The organism is Citrobacter sp. MGH103 (assembly GCF_001034475.2).
Classification (GTDB): Bacteria; Pseudomonadota; Gammaproteobacteria; order Enterobacterales; family Enterobacteriaceae; genus Citrobacter; species Citrobacter freundii.
Genome location: NZ_CP073043.1, coordinates 3086325 through 3102446, shown reverse-complemented (window position 1 = coordinate 3102446; position 16122 = coordinate 3086325). Strand labels below are relative to the sequence as shown.

General features: G+C 48.9%; 18 protein-coding genes, 1 tRNA gene and 1 riboswitch. Of the genes, 6 read left to right on the top strand and 13 right to left on the bottom strand.

The window, feature by feature from the left end:
* Positions 1-55 precede the first annotated feature (55 nt).
* Complete coding sequence (yccX, locus tag SK33_RS15055; protein WP_003035911.1) at positions 56-337, top strand: acylphosphatase; 282 nt, start codon at positions 56-58, stop codon at positions 335-337.
* Here yccX and tusE read toward each other — a convergent pair.
* Together tusE and yccA are read right to left on the bottom strand one after the other, a co-directional pair.
* Complete coding sequence (gene tusE / locus SK33_RS15050; RefSeq protein WP_003035914.1) at positions 334-663, bottom strand: sulfurtransferase TusE; 330 nt, start codon at positions 661-663, stop codon at positions 334-336. The two genes, yccX and tusE, sit on opposite strands and share 4 nt — an antisense overlap.
* 88 nt (positions 664-751) lie before the next feature.
* Positions 752-1411: an FtsH protease modulator YccA gene (gene yccA / locus SK33_RS15045; RefSeq protein WP_003035917.1), complete on the bottom strand. Its 660-nt coding sequence runs from the start codon at positions 1409-1411 to the stop codon at positions 752-754.
* 271 nt (positions 1412-1682) lie between these two features.
* Between yccA and SK33_RS15040 the strand changes: the two genes are divergently transcribed.
* Positions 1683-3311 (top strand): ABC transporter substrate-binding protein, encoded by a 1629-nt coding sequence (locus SK33_RS15040; RefSeq protein ID WP_046671318.1) that lies wholly within the window; start codon positions 1683-1685, stop codon positions 3309-3311.
* 142 nt (positions 3312-3453) lie between these two features.
* Positions 3454-3541: transfer RNA gene (locus SK33_RS15035), tRNA-Ser, on the top strand.
* 153 nt (positions 3542-3694) lie between these two features.
* Here the strand turns inward: SK33_RS15035 and SK33_RS15030 are convergent.
* From SK33_RS15030 to SK33_RS14995, 8 genes are all read right to left on the bottom strand, one after another.
* Positions 3695-4498, bottom strand: a complete 804-nt coding sequence (locus SK33_RS15030) for a cytochrome c1 (protein ID WP_032936279.1) — start codon at positions 4496-4498, stop codon at positions 3695-3697.
* 2 nt (positions 4499-4500) lie between these two features.
* On the bottom strand, positions 4501-5661 hold the full coding sequence (locus SK33_RS15025; protein ID WP_048219152.1) for a cytochrome b: 1161 nt from the start codon (positions 5659-5661) through the stop codon (positions 4501-4503).
* A gap of 1 nt (position 5662) precedes the next feature.
* A complete protein-coding gene (gene petA / locus SK33_RS15020; protein ID WP_003846882.1) occupies positions 5663-6214 on the bottom strand; it encodes a ubiquinol-cytochrome c reductase iron-sulfur subunit in 552 nt (183 codons plus the stop codon).
* A gap of 27 nt (positions 6215-6241) precedes the next feature.
* Entirely contained in the window at positions 6242-6661 is a 420-nt protein-coding gene (locus tag SK33_RS15015) for a pseudoazurin (protein WP_048219151.1), read from the bottom strand.
* A 31-nt stretch (positions 6662-6692) separates the two neighbouring features.
* Positions 6693-7508 carry an ABC transporter ATP-binding protein gene (locus SK33_RS15010; protein ID WP_032948950.1) on the bottom strand — a complete coding sequence of 272 codons (816 nt, stop codon included), beginning with the start codon at positions 7506-7508 and terminating at the stop codon, positions 6693-6695.
* On the bottom strand, positions 7505-8572 hold the full coding sequence (locus tag SK33_RS15005) for a FecCD family ABC transporter permease (RefSeq protein ID WP_032948951.1): 1068 nt from the start codon (positions 8570-8572) through the stop codon (positions 7505-7507). Before SK33_RS15005 ends, SK33_RS15010 begins: the two co-directional genes overlap by 4 nt.
* Before the next feature lie 66 nt (positions 8573-8638).
* Positions 8639-9691: an ABC transporter substrate-binding protein gene (locus SK33_RS15000; protein WP_003035934.1), complete on the bottom strand. Its 1053-nt coding sequence runs from the start codon at positions 9689-9691 to the stop codon at positions 8639-8641.
* Positions 9692-9912: 221 nt separating this feature from the next.
* A riboswitch (cobalamin riboswitch) is annotated at positions 9913-10131 on the bottom strand.
* 242 nt (positions 10132-10373) lie between these two features.
* Positions 10374-10883: a GNAT family N-acetyltransferase gene (locus SK33_RS14995; RefSeq protein ID WP_016149892.1), complete on the bottom strand. Its 510-nt coding sequence runs from the start codon at positions 10881-10883 to the stop codon at positions 10374-10376.
* A gap of 317 nt (positions 10884-11200) precedes the next feature.
* On the opposite strand from SK33_RS14995, the gene deoD reads away from it, so the two are divergent.
* From deoD to SK33_RS14980, 3 genes are all read left to right on the top strand, one after another.
* The gene (gene deoD / locus SK33_RS14990; protein ID WP_003035940.1) at positions 11201-11908 is read left to right on the top strand and encodes a purine-nucleoside phosphorylase; all 708 of its coding nucleotides are present in this window, start codon (positions 11201-11203) and stop codon (positions 11906-11908) included.
* Between the two features lie 38 nt (positions 11909-11946).
* On the top strand, positions 11947-13110 hold the full coding sequence (gene tsgA / locus SK33_RS14985) for an MFS transporter TsgA (protein WP_048219150.1): 1164 nt from the start codon (positions 11947-11949) through the stop codon (positions 13108-13110).
* A gap of 86 nt (positions 13111-13196) precedes the next feature.
* Entirely contained in the window at positions 13197-14030 is an 834-nt protein-coding gene (locus SK33_RS14980; RefSeq protein WP_003035947.1) for an outer membrane protein OmpK, read from the top strand.
* 44 nt (positions 14031-14074) lie between these two features.
* Here the strand turns inward: SK33_RS14980 and SK33_RS14975 are convergent, their stop codons facing one another.
* The 3 genes from SK33_RS14975 to cbpA all read right to left on the bottom strand — a co-directional run bounded on the left by SK33_RS14975 (position 14075) and on the right by cbpA (position 16097).
* Positions 14075-14761 carry a Crp/Fnr family transcriptional regulator gene (locus SK33_RS14975; RefSeq protein WP_048219149.1) on the bottom strand — a complete coding sequence of 229 codons (687 nt, stop codon included), beginning with the start codon at positions 14759-14761 and terminating at the stop codon, positions 14075-14077.
* Between the two features lie 122 nt (positions 14762-14883).
* Positions 14884-15177 carry a chaperone modulator CbpM gene (gene cbpM, locus SK33_RS14970; RefSeq protein WP_003035954.1) on the bottom strand — a complete coding sequence of 98 codons (294 nt, stop codon included), beginning with the start codon at positions 15175-15177 and terminating at the stop codon, positions 14884-14886.
* Entirely contained in the window at positions 15177-16097 is a 921-nt protein-coding gene (gene cbpA / locus SK33_RS14965) for a curved DNA-binding protein (RefSeq protein WP_003035957.1), read from the bottom strand. The genes cbpM and cbpA overlap by 1 nt, the downstream gene beginning before the upstream one ends.
* Between the last annotated feature and the right edge of the window lie 25 nt (positions 16098-16122).

The window sequence follows — 16122 nt, the reverse complement described above, 5'->3', positions numbered from 1 at the left end:
GTCCTGAGTTTTACGCATATTTGCAACGCGCGCTGTGATGATAAGGAGAACCGCAATGTCGAAAGTCTGCATAATCGCCTGGGTCTATGGCCGGGTTCAGGGGGTAGGATTTCGCTACACCACCCAGCATGAAGCACAACGGCTGGGATTGACCGGATACGCGAAGAATATGGATGACGGCAGCGTAGAGGTTGTCGCCTGCGGTGAAAGTGACCGGGTGGAACAACTGATGAAGTGGTTGAAAGCCGGGGGGCCGCGAAGCGCCAGGGTAGACAGAGTTCTCAGCGAACCCCATCGTCCTGGCGACGAGCTAAAGGGATTTAGTATCCGTTATTAAATACATTTCACCGGTTTCGGCAGGCCGGCAATTTTAGTCGCCTGCTTGGCCGGACCTTTCGGGAACAGGCGGTAGAGATAACGGCTGTTGCCTTTCTCTTCGCCAAACTTGTTGGCCATCGCTTTTACCAGCATGCGGATAGCGGGGGAGGTATTAAATTCCAGATAAAAATCGCGGACAAAACGCACCACTTCCCAATGTTCTGCGGAGAGCGTAATGCCTTCGTTTTCGGCGATTTTCTCCGCCAGCGGCTCGCTCCACAGCGTGGTATCTTTCAGATAGCCTTCGCTATCGGTACTGATTTCTTTACCTTCAAAGATCAACATAATTCGTCACTACGTTAGTCAAACTGGCGGCAGTTTACCAAAAAAGAAAGCCCCGCATAAGCGGGGCTGGATAGTGCGAGTTGACAACTTAGTCGCGGCTGGCGAAGCCCAGAATGCTCAGCAGGCTGACGAAGATGTTGTACAGCGAAACATACAGGCTGACCGTTGCACGGATGTAGTTGGTTTCACCGCCACGGATGATATTGCTGGTTTCAAACAGGATAGCGCCTGAAGAAATCAGAATAAACACCGCGCTGATGGCCAGATGCAGAGCTGGCAGTTGCAGGAAGATATTCGCAACCATACCAATCAGCACCACCACGATACCTGCCATCAGCATACCGCCGAGGAAGGACATGTCTTTACGGGTGGTCAGCACATAGGCAGAACAGCTGAAGAAGACCAGAGCAGTGCCGCCCAGCGCCATACCGATAACATCACCCATGCCTGCAGACAGGTAGGTGTTCAGAATCGGTCCCAGAATGTAGCCCAGGAAGCCGGTGAATGCGAAAGCAGACAGAATTCCGACCGGCTTATCCGCAGTTTTATATGTCAGGAACATCAGACCATACATACCCACCAGCGTCAGGATTAGACCCGGGGATGGCAGCATCAGCACGGTGCTTGCCGTTGCGGTGATGGCAGAAAACGCCAGCGTCAGGCTGAGCAGAAAATAGGTATTGCGCAGCACTTTATGCGTGCTGAGTAGCGATGTACGGTCGCGCGAAGAACTAATAATACGATCCATGAGTCACTCTCTTATGACAGATGTAATTAATGACGGAGGATAATGAAATCACGGGTAATGACACAGCGATTTTACCCATCTTTACGCATTTTAACCCGCCAGACTTAAGCATTTTATTTCAGCAAAAGTGCCTAAATCAGATGTTACCACTTATTGTTTGAAAATGTCAGATCGACATCTTATAGGTCACTGAAAAATATTGCGTTATTTACTGTATCCCTTTATGAGTGATTGCGGTGTCATCACAAAACAGAACAATAAGGTGCAGGGAATGACTCAACACAAATCGAAGGTATTTACGTTTACGCTGTTGGCCGCCTGTGTGATATCAATAAACGGCGCGGCATGGGCAGCTCATGTTCCCGCAGGAACAGCATTGGCTGAAAAGCAGGAACTGGTGAGAAATAACGGCAGTGAGCCGGCATCGCTGGATCCGCATAAAGTCGAAAGCAACGTTGAGTTTAATTTAATCAGCGATATGTTCGACGGTCTGGTTGCTGTCAAGCAGGATGGGTCTATCGAGCCCCGCCTTGCGGCATCCTGGGAGAATAAAGACAATACTATCTGGACCTTTCATTTACGTCCGGGCATTACCTGGTCTGATGGCTCTGCGATTACCGCACAGGATGTTGTCTGGAGCTGGCAGCGTCTGGTCTCGCCGCAAACGGCTTCACCTTATGCTTCGTATCTGGGCAATATGCATGTTGCGAATGCGGTTGATATTGCCCAAGGGAATAAAGATCCCGCTACACTAGGGGTCAAAGCCCTGGATGATACCACGCTGGAAATTACCCTGACGCAACCGACGGCGGCGTTTCTGGCGATGCTGGCGCATCCATCGCTGGTGCCGCTGGATAAAGTTCTGATTGGGCGTTTTGGCGACAAGTGGACCCGACCAGAACATTTTGTCAGCAGTGGGCCGTACAAACTATCGCAATGGGTGGTCAATGAGCGCATCGTTGCCGAGCGTAACCCACATTACTGGGACGATCGGCATACGGTTATTAATAAAGTTACTTATTTGCCCATCAGCTCAGAGTCTGCTGACGTAAATCGCTATAAGGCCGGTGAAATCGACATTGTTTATAGCGTACCGGTCAATCAGTTCGCCCAACTGAAAAAAACGATGGGCGATGAACTGCATGTCTCTCCTCAGCTTTCAACGTATTACTATCAGTTCAATACAACCCGCGCGCCGTTTAATGATCCGCGCGTGCGCCGGGCGCTGAATATGGCGTTGGATAAAGACATCATTGCGCAAAAGGTGATGGGGCAGGGACAGCGAGCAGCGTGGGTTATCAGCCAGCCGGAAATAGGTGGGGTGAAACTGCATGCACCGGAGTATGCGTCATGGCCGCTCGAAAAACGTATTGCTGAAGCCAAAAAACTGCTTGCTGAAGCCGGTTTTGGTCCTGAGCATCCGCTTAGCTTGAATTTGCTCTACAACACCTTCGAAACGCACCAGCGTATTGCGATTGCCGCATCGTCGATGTGGAAGAAAAACCTTGGCGTCGAGGCGAAGCTGCAAAACCAGGAATGGAAAACCATGCTGGACACTATGCACACCGGTAATTTTGACGTCGTGCGCTATGCGTGGATAGCCGATTATGATGATGCTTCAAGTTTCCTCAATATTTTCCGTACCGGTGATAGCGAGAATACTACCAAGTACAGCAATCCCGCCTTTGATGAAGCGATGCGTAATGCGGCGAAAGCAAATTCACTGGAAGAACGAGGCAAATACTATCAGCAGGCTGAAGATCTTTTAGGTGATGATGTCCCTGCGATTCCGGTTTACCACTATGTCCGCACGCATCTGGTGAAGCCGTGGGTGGGGGGATTTGCGCCGGATAACCGGGGAAATTACTACACCAAAGATATGTACATCAAAAAACATTAAGCGTTGTAGCTGGTATTTGTGCTGATTAAATGGTCAATCTGTTGTTATTTCAGTCGATTAACAATATTTTGGCTGTTTTTCAGGCAAACGAACACATTGGTGCTTTACAGGCCCGTTCGGGATGTTTATAGTGCGCCTCATTGGAAGCGTGGCCGAGCGGTTGAAGGCACCGGTCTTGAAAACCGGCGACCCGAAAGGGTTCTAGAGTTCGAATCTCTACGCTTCCGCCAAACATAAACCCCAAGCTATCAAATAGCTTGGGGTTTTTTCGTTTTGCTCGGTTTATATTTTGTCTTCCTTTACTCGTCTTAGTCGCGCAAGAGCAACAGTGCTGCTGACCGGTTGAATGCTGGTGAACTGAGTAATCCCCCGCCTCGCAAGACCTACATGAGCGAACGTCTCTTCATTCGTCGTAATATCCATAGCAGCCCCAGCATAATAGCCAGATAGCCCATAACGTAATTCCCTTGCTGTTTTCGTTCAGAGAGCGCCGGATCGGCTGCCCATGCCAGAAAGGCGGTAACATCCCTGGCGTATTGCTCCTCAGTTTCAGCTTTCTGTGACGCCGGACTCCATTGGATCTCTCCGCTATTCAGCGGTTTCGGCATGTTAATCACGCCGCCCGGAAAATAGCGGTTAGCCTTCAGTTCGGGATCGTCAGGCAGATAGCCGGTGAGTAGTGCGTAGACGTAATCAGCTCCCTGGTCCGTGTAGGGCAGAAAAGCATCTAACAGGAATTGCGGAAATCCACGATCGTATGAGCGGGCGCGGACGATATAGCTCAGGTCAACAGGTTCTGCGCCATTATTAAGGTATCGAGCTTCCCGCTCGTTTAAATATGGCGATATAAAGCTGTCATTTAGCGTCCCGTCCCGCTCACCCATCTGGCCGTCATCCTGAATCTCAGGAAACTGATAGCCGTTAGCGATACTTCTTGCTTCTTCTTCCGTGAGTTCCGGGCCGCCGGATCTGGTCAAGGTTCGAAAGGTAAGGTGCTTCATGCCGTGACAAGCGCGACACTTCTCTTCATAAACCTGCAGACCACGCCGAAGCTGCTCTTTATCATACTGGCCATTGATGCCGCTGAAACTCCATTCCTGTCGTTCAGGCGTGGTTTCTTGCGCATAGGTGGAGCCCAGTCCCAATAGAGAAAAACACAGAACACTGAATTTCAATAGTCGTTTCATTATCAGTCCTGTTTTTCCAGAAAACGACGGCAAGGTAATACGATTAAAAACCAGGCAAACCAAATCAGCGTCGAAAGCTGGGACGCGGCACGTATCCAACCTTCTTCGTTACGAAAACCGTCAAGAAGGTCGGGGCCAACCAGCGCTTTCGATCCTAACCAGCCTAAAAAGCAGGCATTGATGACCCACAGCCAGAATCCGCATTTGACCAGCTTGCTGTAATGGCGAAAACGAGCCCGGGAGGTATCAAGCCAGGGAAGAAAATAGAAAATCAGTATCGAACCGCACATCGCGGCTAGTCCTACGAATTCATTCGGGAAGCAGCGCAAGATGGAGAAGAAGGGAAGGAAATACCATTCTGGCGCAACAATTGCCGGTGTAATCGTTGGGTCTGCGGGAATAAAGTTATCGGCGCTGCTCAGATAGTGCGGAGCAAAGAATAAAAACCAGGCGAAGAGCATCATAAAAAGGGTGATTTTGATGGCATCGAGATCGGTAATTTGGTAATCGAACAACAGGCTCCTGGACTCTTTCTCGCTGAACCTCTTTTTCATCGCTTGGGCAAACGCTGACTGTACGGTACGTATATGAAAAACCGTTGCCACGACAATCACAAAAGGAAGAATAAAGTGGATAACAAAAAAGCGGCCAAGCATCGGTGTTCCCGGCGTATGGCTACCGACTAAATATGCGTATAACGTATCACCCACTAGCGGAATGGCCTGGGCAAAGCGAGTAATGACCGTTGCCGCCCAGTAGCTTTTTTGCCCCCAGATAAGACTATAACCAAGAAATGCGGTTATCATCAGGAGGATATACAGCGTGACGCTAATCAACCACATTGTTGTCCAGGGCTTGCGGTACACGTTGTAGTACATACCGCGAAAAATATGCAGATAACAGGCAAAGAAAAAGAGCGATGCGCCAATAGCATGCATATTGCGTATCAGTTCTCCATGGCGAACCGCACGCATAATATGAATAATGGAGTCAAATGCCAGCCCGGCTGTCGGCACGTAAAACATCGCCAGTACGATACCTGTCAGGATCTGCACGCCGAGCATAACCAGCAGGATTGCGCCGATAGCGAACAGCCAGAGTCCGGCAATCGAACGAGGAAAAGGAATTCGCCAGCGAAGCGAATAGACGCGCTCACTCATCATGTCAGGCTTCCTTAGTGCCGATACGCACGATCTGACCATCAGAATGAAAGGCGTAATCCGGGATTGCCAGGTTGGCCGTTGCGGGGCCGCGCGTCACGCGCCCGGAGGTATCAAATTCCGAGCCGTGGCACGGACAAATCCAGCCCAGCCCTCCCGGCTGGGCGTTGGGGACACATCCGGCATGTGGACAGTACCCTTGAACCACTAGCCATTGGGGATGAACGGCAGAGACCCTCTCGCTGTCAGACTGTGGGTCAATAAGCGTATGCCAGTCGGTATTTCTGGCGGCGACAATCTCTTCCTGCGTGCGGTGGTGAATAAGAATCAGCTTTCCCTGCCATATGCGCCTGATGGTTTGTCCAGCAGCAACACCCGCAAGAGAAACATCAATCGGTTCATTTTCCCCTAGCGTTTTCTCATCCGGGCTTAAGGCCGAAACCAGCGGCCACACGGCAGCCGCGACGCCCGCCGCGCCGACGAATTTCGTCAGTTTACACAGGCATTCCCGACGCTGTTCCTGGATTTCGCCATCTGCAAGTTTTTTATCTGCCACCTTGTATTTCTCCCAGAGTAATGCGGATTATTGTTTGTCGATACGCGCGTAAATTTCCTGAAAGCGCTTATCAGCAATACCCGGCGCTTTGAATGCCCGATAGCTGTCCGGTAACGTGGTATCGCCAACCTTAATCATCATCACCATGCCCTGAGCGTAATGCGGTGAACATTTGATGCCGTAAAATCCAGGATTGTCATAAGTCACCTCGATCTCTTCATCTATTTTTCCCATGAAACCGGGATAGTCAGCCGGAGACAATTCAGCAATTGAAGCCGCGTTGTGGCTCTTATGCTTACGGATAAACTTCACCGTATCACCGGGTTGGATCTCCAGATAATCCGGCTCGTAGACCATCGGCCCCGCAGACCCACGATTCTTCATCAACACTTCGTGAGTTTGCGCGAAGGCTGAAGAGGCGAGGGCGAGTAAACACAAAACTTTCAGACTCTATTTGAGGTATTTCATCGATTCTTCCTTAAAATTCATCAGGTCTTTGATAACGAATAAAACAGTTTTCACTACCCGCTTCATGTTCGACAATGGCGTCGATACCAAACCAGGCATGGAGATTTTCGCGGGTAAAAACGGTGCAAGGTTTACCCTGCATCGCCATATGTCCGGAGGTCATTACGATGATGCGATCGCAGAACATCGCGGCATGATTAAGGTCGTGCAGAGCAGCAATCACCGTGAGCTTTTCACGTTTAACCAGACTCAGCAGGCCAATCTGATGTTGAATGTCGAGATGGTTGGTGGGTTCATCCATCAGCAACAATTGAGGCTGCTGCGCCAGCGCCCGTGCGATATGCAGGCGCTGTTTTTCTCCCCCGGAAAAGGTATGCCAGCAGCGGTGCTGGAATTCACTGAGATCGACCTTCTCCAGCATCGTTTGTACGATATCGTCATCTTTGGCAGACCAGGGGGTGAGCAGGCTAAGCCAGGGGGTCCGTCCCAGAGAAACGGCTTGTAAAGCGGTAAGCCGCTCGCTGGTTTCAGCCTGTTGTTCGACCAGCGCCACCTGTTGCGCAAGATGACGCCGCGAATAGTGCTGGAGCGCTTTTTGCCGCAGAGTGATGTGCCCGGAAGTCGGCTTCAGCAAACCGGCCAGCAGTGAAATCAGTGACGTTTTGCCCGAGCCGTTGGGACCGATGATACCGACAAACTCGCCGGGAGTTACGCGAAGAGAAATATCATCAACAATCGTCTTACCCTTTACCTTCCAACGCAGATTGCAGGCTTCAATAACGGCTTGCGCAGAGGTAACAAGTGGCTGTACGAGGTTTACCGTCATTTGTTCTGGTTTCCTCTTATCAGAATGATTGAAAACGCAGGCGCGCCGACTAAAGCCGTGATCACCCCAATTGGCAGTACCTGACCGGGTAGTAACGTGCGGGAAATAACATCGGCGACAATGAGGAAAATGGCGCCGGTAAGCGCACTAACCGGCAGCAGTCGATGATGCTGGTTGCCGACCAGCAAACGAGCGGCATGAGGGATCACCAGACCGACAAAGCCGATCGCACCAACAATGGAGACCATAATCGCTGTCATACCGGTGACAGCAGCAATCAGTACTGCGCGGGTACGTTTGACCGGAATACCCAACGATGCCGCGGATTCAGCGCCAAAGGAGAACGCATCAAGGTGGCGGACATAACAGAAGCACAGCGCAATACCGACCAGAGCGGTAGGAATAGCTAAGACAACATCGGGCCAGCGTACACCGCTCAAATTGCCTAACAACCAGAACATAATACCGCGCGCTTGCTCGGCGTTTGCTGAGCGGGTGATGATAAGCGACGTAATCGCATTGAACAGTTGCGAACTGGCGATCCCGGCAAGAATGATTTGGGTTGTAATCCCGCCACCTTGTTTACCGCCAGCGGCCATCGCCAATAGTGCAACGAACAGAAATGCCGTCAGCGCACCAATGAACGCCCCTAAAGACATACTGATGATGCCAGCCCCCAGTCCCGTGAGCGCAATCAGCACCGCACCGGTAGATGCTCCGGCAGAAATCCCCAGTAGATAAGGTTCGGCGAGCGCATTGCGTAGCAACGACTGTAACACTACGCCGGAAACAGCCAGGCAGGCGCCGCAGCTGGCTGAGACCAGTGCTCGGGTCAGGCGGTAGTTCCAGACGATCCCGGCATCCAGTGCATCGACAGGATAGTGGGTATCGAAAAGATGATTTGCCAATGTGCTGAGTACGTGCTGCCAGGGGATAAACGTTTCGCCGATGGAAATCCCCGCCAGCAGTACGCAACACATCAGCGCACTGACCCAAACGGCATGACCACCGACTCTCACCGCAAGCTGACCAACAGCGCGACGCATCCTGCGAGAATCACTCATGATTATCTGCGTTCCTGAGTAACGGAGATGCGCTATACCGTGCCGTGATATAGCGCAAAATGTAGATTAATGAGCAGCCTGCGGATGCGCTAAGCCATATTCAACCAGAGCGTCAGCCAGTTTTTCCACTCCATCAATAGTTCTGATCCCGGCATTCATTGTCTGTACGTCAATGGCCGGCAGATGGTTTTCTTTGACGGCAGGAATCAGTTTGGTGACAGGATCGGACTGGAGGTATTCCATCTTGATCTTCCAGTCATCTGCCGGGAAGCGTCGGCGGCTCATCTCACCGAGCACAATGACAGAAGGGTTAGCTTTAGCGATGGTTTCCCAGCCCACCGTTGGCCACTCTTCAGCAGAATCAATGACATTTTTCACACCCAACGTTTGGGCTATCCATGCTGCTGGGCCAAACTTCCCGGCAACGTAAGGATCGAGCTGTAAATCGGCGCTTGAGAACCAGAACACGGCGGAAACATTCTTATCCATGCCGGTAATTTTATTTTTTGCTGCTGATTCACGTGCTTTAAGGCTGGCAATCAGCGCTTCGCCTTTATCCTGAACATCAAAAATTTTTGCCAGATCGGCGACTTCCTGATACACCATGGCAATATCAAACATGCCCTTACGAACACCATCACCCCCATCTTCGTTATCCTTAGCACAGTCAGCTGGTGCAGTGTAAACGGGCACCTTCAGTTCACTAAACTGTTCGTATGAGGCAACTGTGCCAGCAGGGCCGATTTGCCACTCAAATTGGCTGGCAACCAGATCTGGTTTTTTAGCCACAATTCCTTCAAAGCTGGGAATATTTTGCGCAATAACGGCAACTTTTTCATTTGCTGCTTTGTAAGCATCCAGTACTGGGCCAAACCACAACGAAGTACCCACGACACGATCGGCCAGTCCCAATGAATAGAGAATCTCGGTACTGTTCTGACCCACCGTTGCCACACGCGTTGGTGCCTGATTAAAGGTAATATCGCGGCCACAGTTTTTAATCGTCAGAGGATATTCGGTTTTTGCCGCGTTAGAAAAACCGGAAGTCAACAGTACAGTGGTTCCAACAATAGCCAGAAGCGTTTTTTTAGAAGAGAAAAATGTAGAATTAGCGTGCATTATCATCGTCCCGTTGATGCCAGAATCTTAAAGTCTGGTCATGGCTCATTTCATTCCATATATCGGGAGGAGACATGAAGATAGATGACATTGAATCGTGAATTTTAAGAATGAAGATATGCAACAAATGCAAATAAGCCTTACTTAGCCAAAATCTTATTCATAAATACACTACTGCTTGCGTCAAATAATTCATCCCATGGACCATCCCGTCCACTTAATGGTATACATCGTTGACAGCAGGTCTCCTGACTCACGGTAATCAGAATATCGGCCTTCCCATAAAGACGAGCTTTACAGTGACCTGTGGCTTATTAACCACACAAGGATATTCTGCATCCGCCTACAGTTGCGGGGGCAGTTATGGAATTGAATAATTCTCACCATATTCCTATTCATATACAAAAATGTAATGAAATGCTGTCAAAAGCGACTCTAACGGCAATTGTTAACGAGGTCAACCGTATGAATAAACAGGGAAAACCTCACACCTCTGGTAAAATTGTTATGTTTTACAGTTGGTTATGCTTAAATCCTTTATCTCGGATGTATACATGAAAATAACAATAAAAATCTAAATGAGAATTGATTGATATTGATCAAGCTATAAACGCGGTTTTATTTTTTCAATTTAATCATATTGATCGTTATCAATAACGCAGTTAATTAGCGTTGGGTTAATTTAATAATGTGATCTCTGCATATGTACCAATTGCCATTCATCCTGCATATCCATAACGACGCTAAAATCTTTACGCAACCAAAAATGATACCCTCCAGGCAAGAAATGATGAGTATGAAGATATAAGGTTTTATATTTTTGCTGCTGGCAGAACATTTGAGCTAAAGCAAACAACCGGCTTCCGATTCCCTGTCTGCGGTAGCGCGCATCCACGTAGCAACGACAAATTTCTGCCGTTTCAGGCAAATTATAGTGCCCACGTAGCTCAGTGATACGATCATCATATTGACATACCGCAAGTGTAGCGATGAGCTCTTGTTTTTCACTCCATGCGCAAAGTAATAGATTTCTTTCTTGCAAAATATACTGCTGCTTGAGATCGAAGATATCTTCCTCGGCAGCAGGCATGACTCTCCCGGCATTGAAGAACAAATTAAGATGCTTAATAAGGAACGACTGAACAGCAGGTATATCGGCGTGAGTCATCTCACTAAACCTTAATCGGGTCATGGCAGGCATCCAAGCTTAGAGTGGAATACGATAATAACAATAAGACCACTTTCAAAACAATATTGACGCTGCTATGGCTACTCGCGCCAACGCGGTAGTCACCAGCGATTTGGGGGCTAATCTGTTCTTTTATTGTTCTGGGTCTTGCTTTTCCTAACTGTTGCCGGGGCATAGTTTTCCTCTGCATCCTAAGCCTGCAACTCTAACTCTCAGAAATGAGAGGCCGATCCTTTGAGCAGGACTTTTGTCCTCAATCCTCTGCAAACGTCTGGTTACAATCCCTGCATATCTCCAATACCCATAATTCAGGAATTGTTATGACTGCACATATTAATGCTAAAGCGGGTGATTTTGCGCCAACTGTGATTATGCCGGGCGATCCGCTGCGCGCAAAATTTATTGCCGAAAATTATCTTATGGATTACCGCGAAGTTACCAACGTGCGTAATATGCTGGGCTATACCGGTCTTTATTTTGGTCAACCTGTTTCGGTGATGGGACACGGTATGGGTATTCCGTCTATGACGCTATACGCCCATGAGCTGGTACATGATTTTAATGTGAAAAGAATTATTCGCGTCGGTAGCCTGGGGGCAACACAACCGCATGTCAAAATGCGCGACATTATTCTGGCTCTCGCTGCCGGAACGGACTCTGTCACAAATTTAAAACGTAGCGCGGGCTACACGATGGCGACATCCGCTCACTTCCCATTACTACAACAGGCGTGGATGCTGGCGCAGAAGGCCGGAATCGACATTAAGGTCGGTAATGTTTTCAGTGGCGATCTTTATTACGATCCTGACGAAAACCTCATTCCTGCACTGGAAAAGTTTGGTGTACTGGGTGTGGATATGGAGGTGGCCGGCTTATACGCCTTAGCACACCAATTTAATATTGAAGCACTGGCTATTTTAACGGTGTCCGATCATTGCCTGACAGGCGAAGAAACCACGGCAGAGGAACGACAATTAACTTTTAAAAATATGATTGAGCTGGCGCTAAATACAGCCGTTACGGCTTAGCATTGGCTTTTAATTGAACCAATCAGGGATGTCATTATATGAAGAATAAAATAGCACTTACACTGATTAGTTTTCTGGCAAATTTTATTATGGCGGGGTTTGCCAGTCAGTTTGGAATGCTGATTGAACCGATTGCGGTACGTTACAGTGCTGATGTGAATACCGTTGCCTCGATATTTTCGCTGCTTAACGGTGGGGCATTAGCCGGGACCATCGCCGCCTTTTTCCTGATAGAAAAAATTGGCGTCAAGCGAATGACGTTTATTATCTATTCGATAGTGTTCCTTTGTTCGCTGGCAATGCACTTAAGCCCCGACTTATGGCCGGTGATGGTTGCCATGACTTTGGTGGGCTTTTGCGGTGGGATTGGCCTGTGTGTGGCAGGAACGATTGTTGTTTCGGTATGGCAGGATCGCATTCAAAGTACAATGTTGGTGGTACAAGACGCCACCTTTAACGTCGCAGGCGTGGTTTTTCCGCTGATCACCACCTACGCCCTGACGCACAATATGTCATGGAGTTACAGCTATCTAAGTGTTGGCATGGTAGCCTTACTTACGTTAGGTGTGGTGGCGCTCACTCGTTTTACTGCCTGTGAAACCGCGTCTGTGGAAGATCGGACAGACGCGGTGAAGTCTGAGTGGAACCCAGGGATTATTAGCGGAGGTATTGGTCTGTTCTTAGGTATGCTGGCGCTGTATACCTTCCTGACCTGGGCACCATTATTTGTGAAGAATAAATTTGGCATTCCATTTGAAGAAGCCGGTAATATTATTACGCAATACTGGGGAGCGGCGTTGGTTGGGGCGCTAGTATCAACTGTCATTGTTTCTCGAGTGAGGATACATTATTTCCTGTTGAGTATTATTTTGCTCGCTTGCGTTATTACGACCATTATTGTAACGAAAGACAACATCTCGGGGCTTGATTATCTGGCTTATAGTTACGGATTCGTCTGTGCGGCGCTGTATAACTCCTTTATTGCCTACGGAGTTTCATTTGTGAAGCGCGCAAGTAGTCAGAATGTTTCATATATTTTAATTAGCGGTAGCGCCGGGGCTATGTTTAGTCCAGCGATCAGTGCGCTAATGGAAAAAACAATGGGCTTGCAGAAAATTATGTACGCAATACCAGTATTATATTTAATAATCTTTATCATGTTGATGGGTACATTAAAACTTAAACGTAACAAAGCACAGTAATAACACTTACCTCTCTAATTAGATAGTCAGTCGCCACACCATTTATTTGGTGGGGCGACACTCAACCTTGCTCAAAGGAATTGAAAATGATGAAGAATAAATCAATGATTAAAAAAACAGTTCTGGGCGCAATCGTTGCAATGAGCTGTACGCAAGCGCTTGCTGCTGATTATACCGATGGCAACGTCCGTAAAAATGATTTTAACTGGATGCAGATGAACTTAATGCAAAGTGTGGATGCGAAAGTGCCTTATGGTATTCGTAATGACACTTATCTGGAACTGGAGTTTGGGGCGCGTTCCGGAATTATCGATCTGTATGGTTATGTCGATTTCTTTGATATTTTTGACCGCAAGCAGGATGACCGCCATGGTGGCGATAACTTTTTCGCCAAGATATCCCCACGGTTTTCCCTGGATGCTATTTTTAATAAAGATTTATCCGTTGGGCCATTTAACGAATTCTATATCGCAACGGTAAATAACATTGGCGACCGGGAATTATTTGAACATTATGTCGGTCTGGGCACAGATGTTAAGGTTCCGTGGTTTGGTCTGGTGGGAATGAACATCTATGCGCATTATGTGCGTGAAAACTACGGTGCGGATAACGAAGGCAAGTGGGATGGCTACATGTTCTCGACTAACTGGTCGACGCCGTTCTATACCTTTGCCAACGGCAGCTACCTGAACTATCAGGGTTACTTTGACTATCAGTTCGCCGCTAACAAGATTGCTAATCAACCGTTATACAGCAATAACGCGATTGAATGGTATAACGGTATCTACTGGCATTCAGAGCATTATGCGGTGGGTTATGGCCTGAAGTATTTCCGCAATATGGCATTGATGGAAAATCACGGCGGAGCAGGGCGCACCACCGGACTCGGTCACTACTTCAACCTTACCTATAAATTCTGATTGCGCTGAACTGACACACCAACCTTCTCTACGGGGATGGTGTGTCAGTCAATGATGTCATTGCCGAGGAATTTACGCAGCCCATCCAGATCCTTAATTTCCAGTCCTTGCTTCGTGCGCGTTACCAGTCCGGCATCCGTCAGGGCTTTAACCGCCCGCCGATAGACCCGATCGGTGGTGCCGAACCGTTCTGCTTCCTGGTATTTTTTATGGAAACCATCCATCGGCTGTTTGTTCTGATGCTGGCGATACAGATCATACGCCACGTTATGAACGATAGGGTAGAGCATCCGGTGCAGGAAGATTTCCAGCATATCCTGATAATCAATCGCCATCGCACTGGCAAAAAATATCGCCAGTCTCGGGTGCTGGTTTAGCGCTTCTTCCAGACGCTCACAGCTGCACACCGCCACGGTCAACGGCTCTTCGGCCACGATATCAAGCTGGCAGCGATACCCGGTAAAAAACTCCATTTCACCAAATAGTTGCTCATCACATTCCATTGCGCCCAACTGAAAACGGCGACCATTTTCCGCGCTGTAACGCAGGGAAATTCTGCCTGATTGCACCATGATAAGTCGATCGACTACCTGTCCCTGGCGATAGAGATACTCATCTTCGTGGATCATCTGCGTTTCAGAGAGCAGTTCCTGGAATATCTTCTCAATTAAGGCATCATCTTGCTGCCAGATATTGTTAAAACGACCTTTTGTGAGGGGCTTAAGCTGCATGGCTCAACGTCTTATTGTTTGAGATAATTCTTATCGCTGACTGTATGCCATCTACTGCTTAATGTCATTAAGAGCAGGTTTCGGGACAATAAAAGGGCCAGCACCATGCTGGCCCTGACGCACTAAGGATGGCTGATAAAACGGGACAGCCGCTGGCGCAGCAGGCGGTTTTCCTGACGCAGCTGCGCGTTCTCTTCCAGCAACGTCAATGCAACGGCAATCCCTGGCCAGTCAAGTTCCAGCTCCTGACGCAGGCGCACCGCGCGACGCATTACGGTCAGCGCATGATCGTCAAACGTCTCGTCTTCGTAGGGTTCTATCACCCCTAAGCCGACAACCTCATGCAGTTCTTCTTCTGACACACCAGTGTACAGACAAAATTCGGTAATGGTAAAAGTGACGGTAACGTTAGCCATTATGCTTTCCCCCACTCTTTGCGCGGATCAAAGGTCTTTTGTGCATCTGCCAGTTGTTGCCACAGGGCGGCACTGGTGTCGTCAGGTTTCGGTGGCATGACGATCTTGATCACCGCATACAAATCGCCTGTATGTTTTTTACTTACCAGACCCTTGCCTTTAATGCGTAGCCGCTGACCGGCCTGGCTGCCTGCAGGAATGGTCAGCAGGATGCTCTCTTTCAGCGTCGGAACGGTTACTTTCGCACCCAGCGCAGCTTCCCACGGCGCCAGAGGAACGACAACTTCCAGATCCTGATTAACGATATCGAACAGCGGATGCGGCGCAATATGAATCACCAGCCACAAATCACCGTTCGGCCCACCGTTTTCGCCGGGCGTACCCTGACCTTTCAGACGGATACGCTGACCGTTACCGACGCCAGCCGGAATTTTCACGTTCAGTGTTTTAGGAATTTCTCGTTCTACCATGCCAAACGCATTGTAGACTGGCAGGTTGTAACTGATAGTGCGGCTATGCTCAGTAAGCGTTTCTTCGAGGAAGACGGCAACTTCTATTTCGATGTCGTGCCCGCGGCTGGCAGGGCGCTGGCGCGACTGGTGCGCACGCTGACCAAAAATGGAGGAGAATATATCGTCGAAATCTTCGGCGCTGTAGCTTTGCCCCTCTCCTTGCTGGAATTGACGGCTGAACTGAGGGTCGTTGCGATGCTGCCACAGTTGGTCGTACTCGGCTCGTCGCTGTTCATCACTCAGGACTTCCCAGGCTTCAGCAACCTCTTTAAACCGGGCCTCAGCGTCAGTCTCTTTGCTGACATCAGGATGGTATTTACGGGCGAGTCGACGATAGGCGGTCTTGATTGTCTTGAGATCGTCTGTCGGTTTCACGCCCATAATGGCGTAATAATCCTTTAATTCCATAGCGTTCTCTCGTGTAAATCAACAC

What these genes read in the sequence shown, in the direction of transcription:
- yccX (WP_003035911.1), top strand. Translation starts at nt 56, where the DNA reads ATGTCGAAAGTCTGCATAATCGCCTGGGTCTATGGCCGGGTTCAGGGG.
- tusE (WP_003035914.1), bottom strand. Translation starts at nt 663, where the DNA reads ATGTTGATCTTTGAAGGTAAAGAAATCAGTACCGATAGCGAAGGCTAT.
- yccA (WP_003035917.1), bottom strand. Translation starts at nt 1,411, where the DNA reads ATGGATCGTATTATTAGTTCTTCGCGCGACCGTACATCGCTACTCAGC.
- SK33_RS15040 (WP_046671318.1), top strand. Translation starts at nt 1,683, where the DNA reads ATGACTCAACACAAATCGAAGGTATTTACGTTTACGCTGTTGGCCGCC.
- SK33_RS15030 (WP_032936279.1), bottom strand. Translation starts at nt 4,498, where the DNA reads ATGAAACGACTATTGAAATTCAGTGTTCTGTGTTTTTCTCTATTGGGA.
- SK33_RS15025 (WP_048219152.1), bottom strand. Translation starts at nt 5,661, where the DNA reads ATGATGAGTGAGCGCGTCTATTCGCTTCGCTGGCGAATTCCTTTTCCT.
- SK33_RS15010 (WP_032948950.1), bottom strand. Translation starts at nt 7,508, where the DNA reads ATGACGGTAAACCTCGTACAGCCACTTGTTACCTCTGCGCAAGCCGTT.
- SK33_RS15005 (WP_032948951.1), bottom strand. Translation starts at nt 8,572, where the DNA reads ATGAGTGATTCTCGCAGGATGCGTCGCGCTGTTGGTCAGCTTGCGGTG.
- SK33_RS15000 (WP_003035934.1), bottom strand. Translation starts at nt 9,691, where the DNA reads ATGCACGCTAATTCTACATTTTTCTCTTCTAAAAAAACGCTTCTGGCT.
- SK33_RS14995 (WP_016149892.1), bottom strand. Translation starts at nt 10,883, where the DNA reads ATGACCCGATTAAGGTTTAGTGAGATGACTCACGCCGATATACCTGCT.
- deoD (WP_003035940.1), top strand. Translation starts at nt 11,201, where the DNA reads ATGACTGCACATATTAATGCTAAAGCGGGTGATTTTGCGCCAACTGTG.
- tsgA (WP_048219150.1), top strand. Translation starts at nt 11,947, where the DNA reads ATGAAGAATAAAATAGCACTTACACTGATTAGTTTTCTGGCAAATTTT.
- SK33_RS14980 (WP_003035947.1), top strand. Translation starts at nt 13,197, where the DNA reads ATGATGAAGAATAAATCAATGATTAAAAAAACAGTTCTGGGCGCAATC.
- SK33_RS14975 (WP_048219149.1), bottom strand. Translation starts at nt 14,761, where the DNA reads ATGCAGCTTAAGCCCCTCACAAAAGGTCGTTTTAACAATATCTGGCAG.
- cbpM (WP_003035954.1), bottom strand. Translation starts at nt 15,177, where the DNA reads ATGGCTAACGTTACCGTCACTTTTACCATTACCGAATTTTGTCTGTAC.
- cbpA (WP_003035957.1), bottom strand. Translation starts at nt 16,097, where the DNA reads ATGGAATTAAAGGATTATTACGCCATTATGGGCGTGAAACCGACAGAC.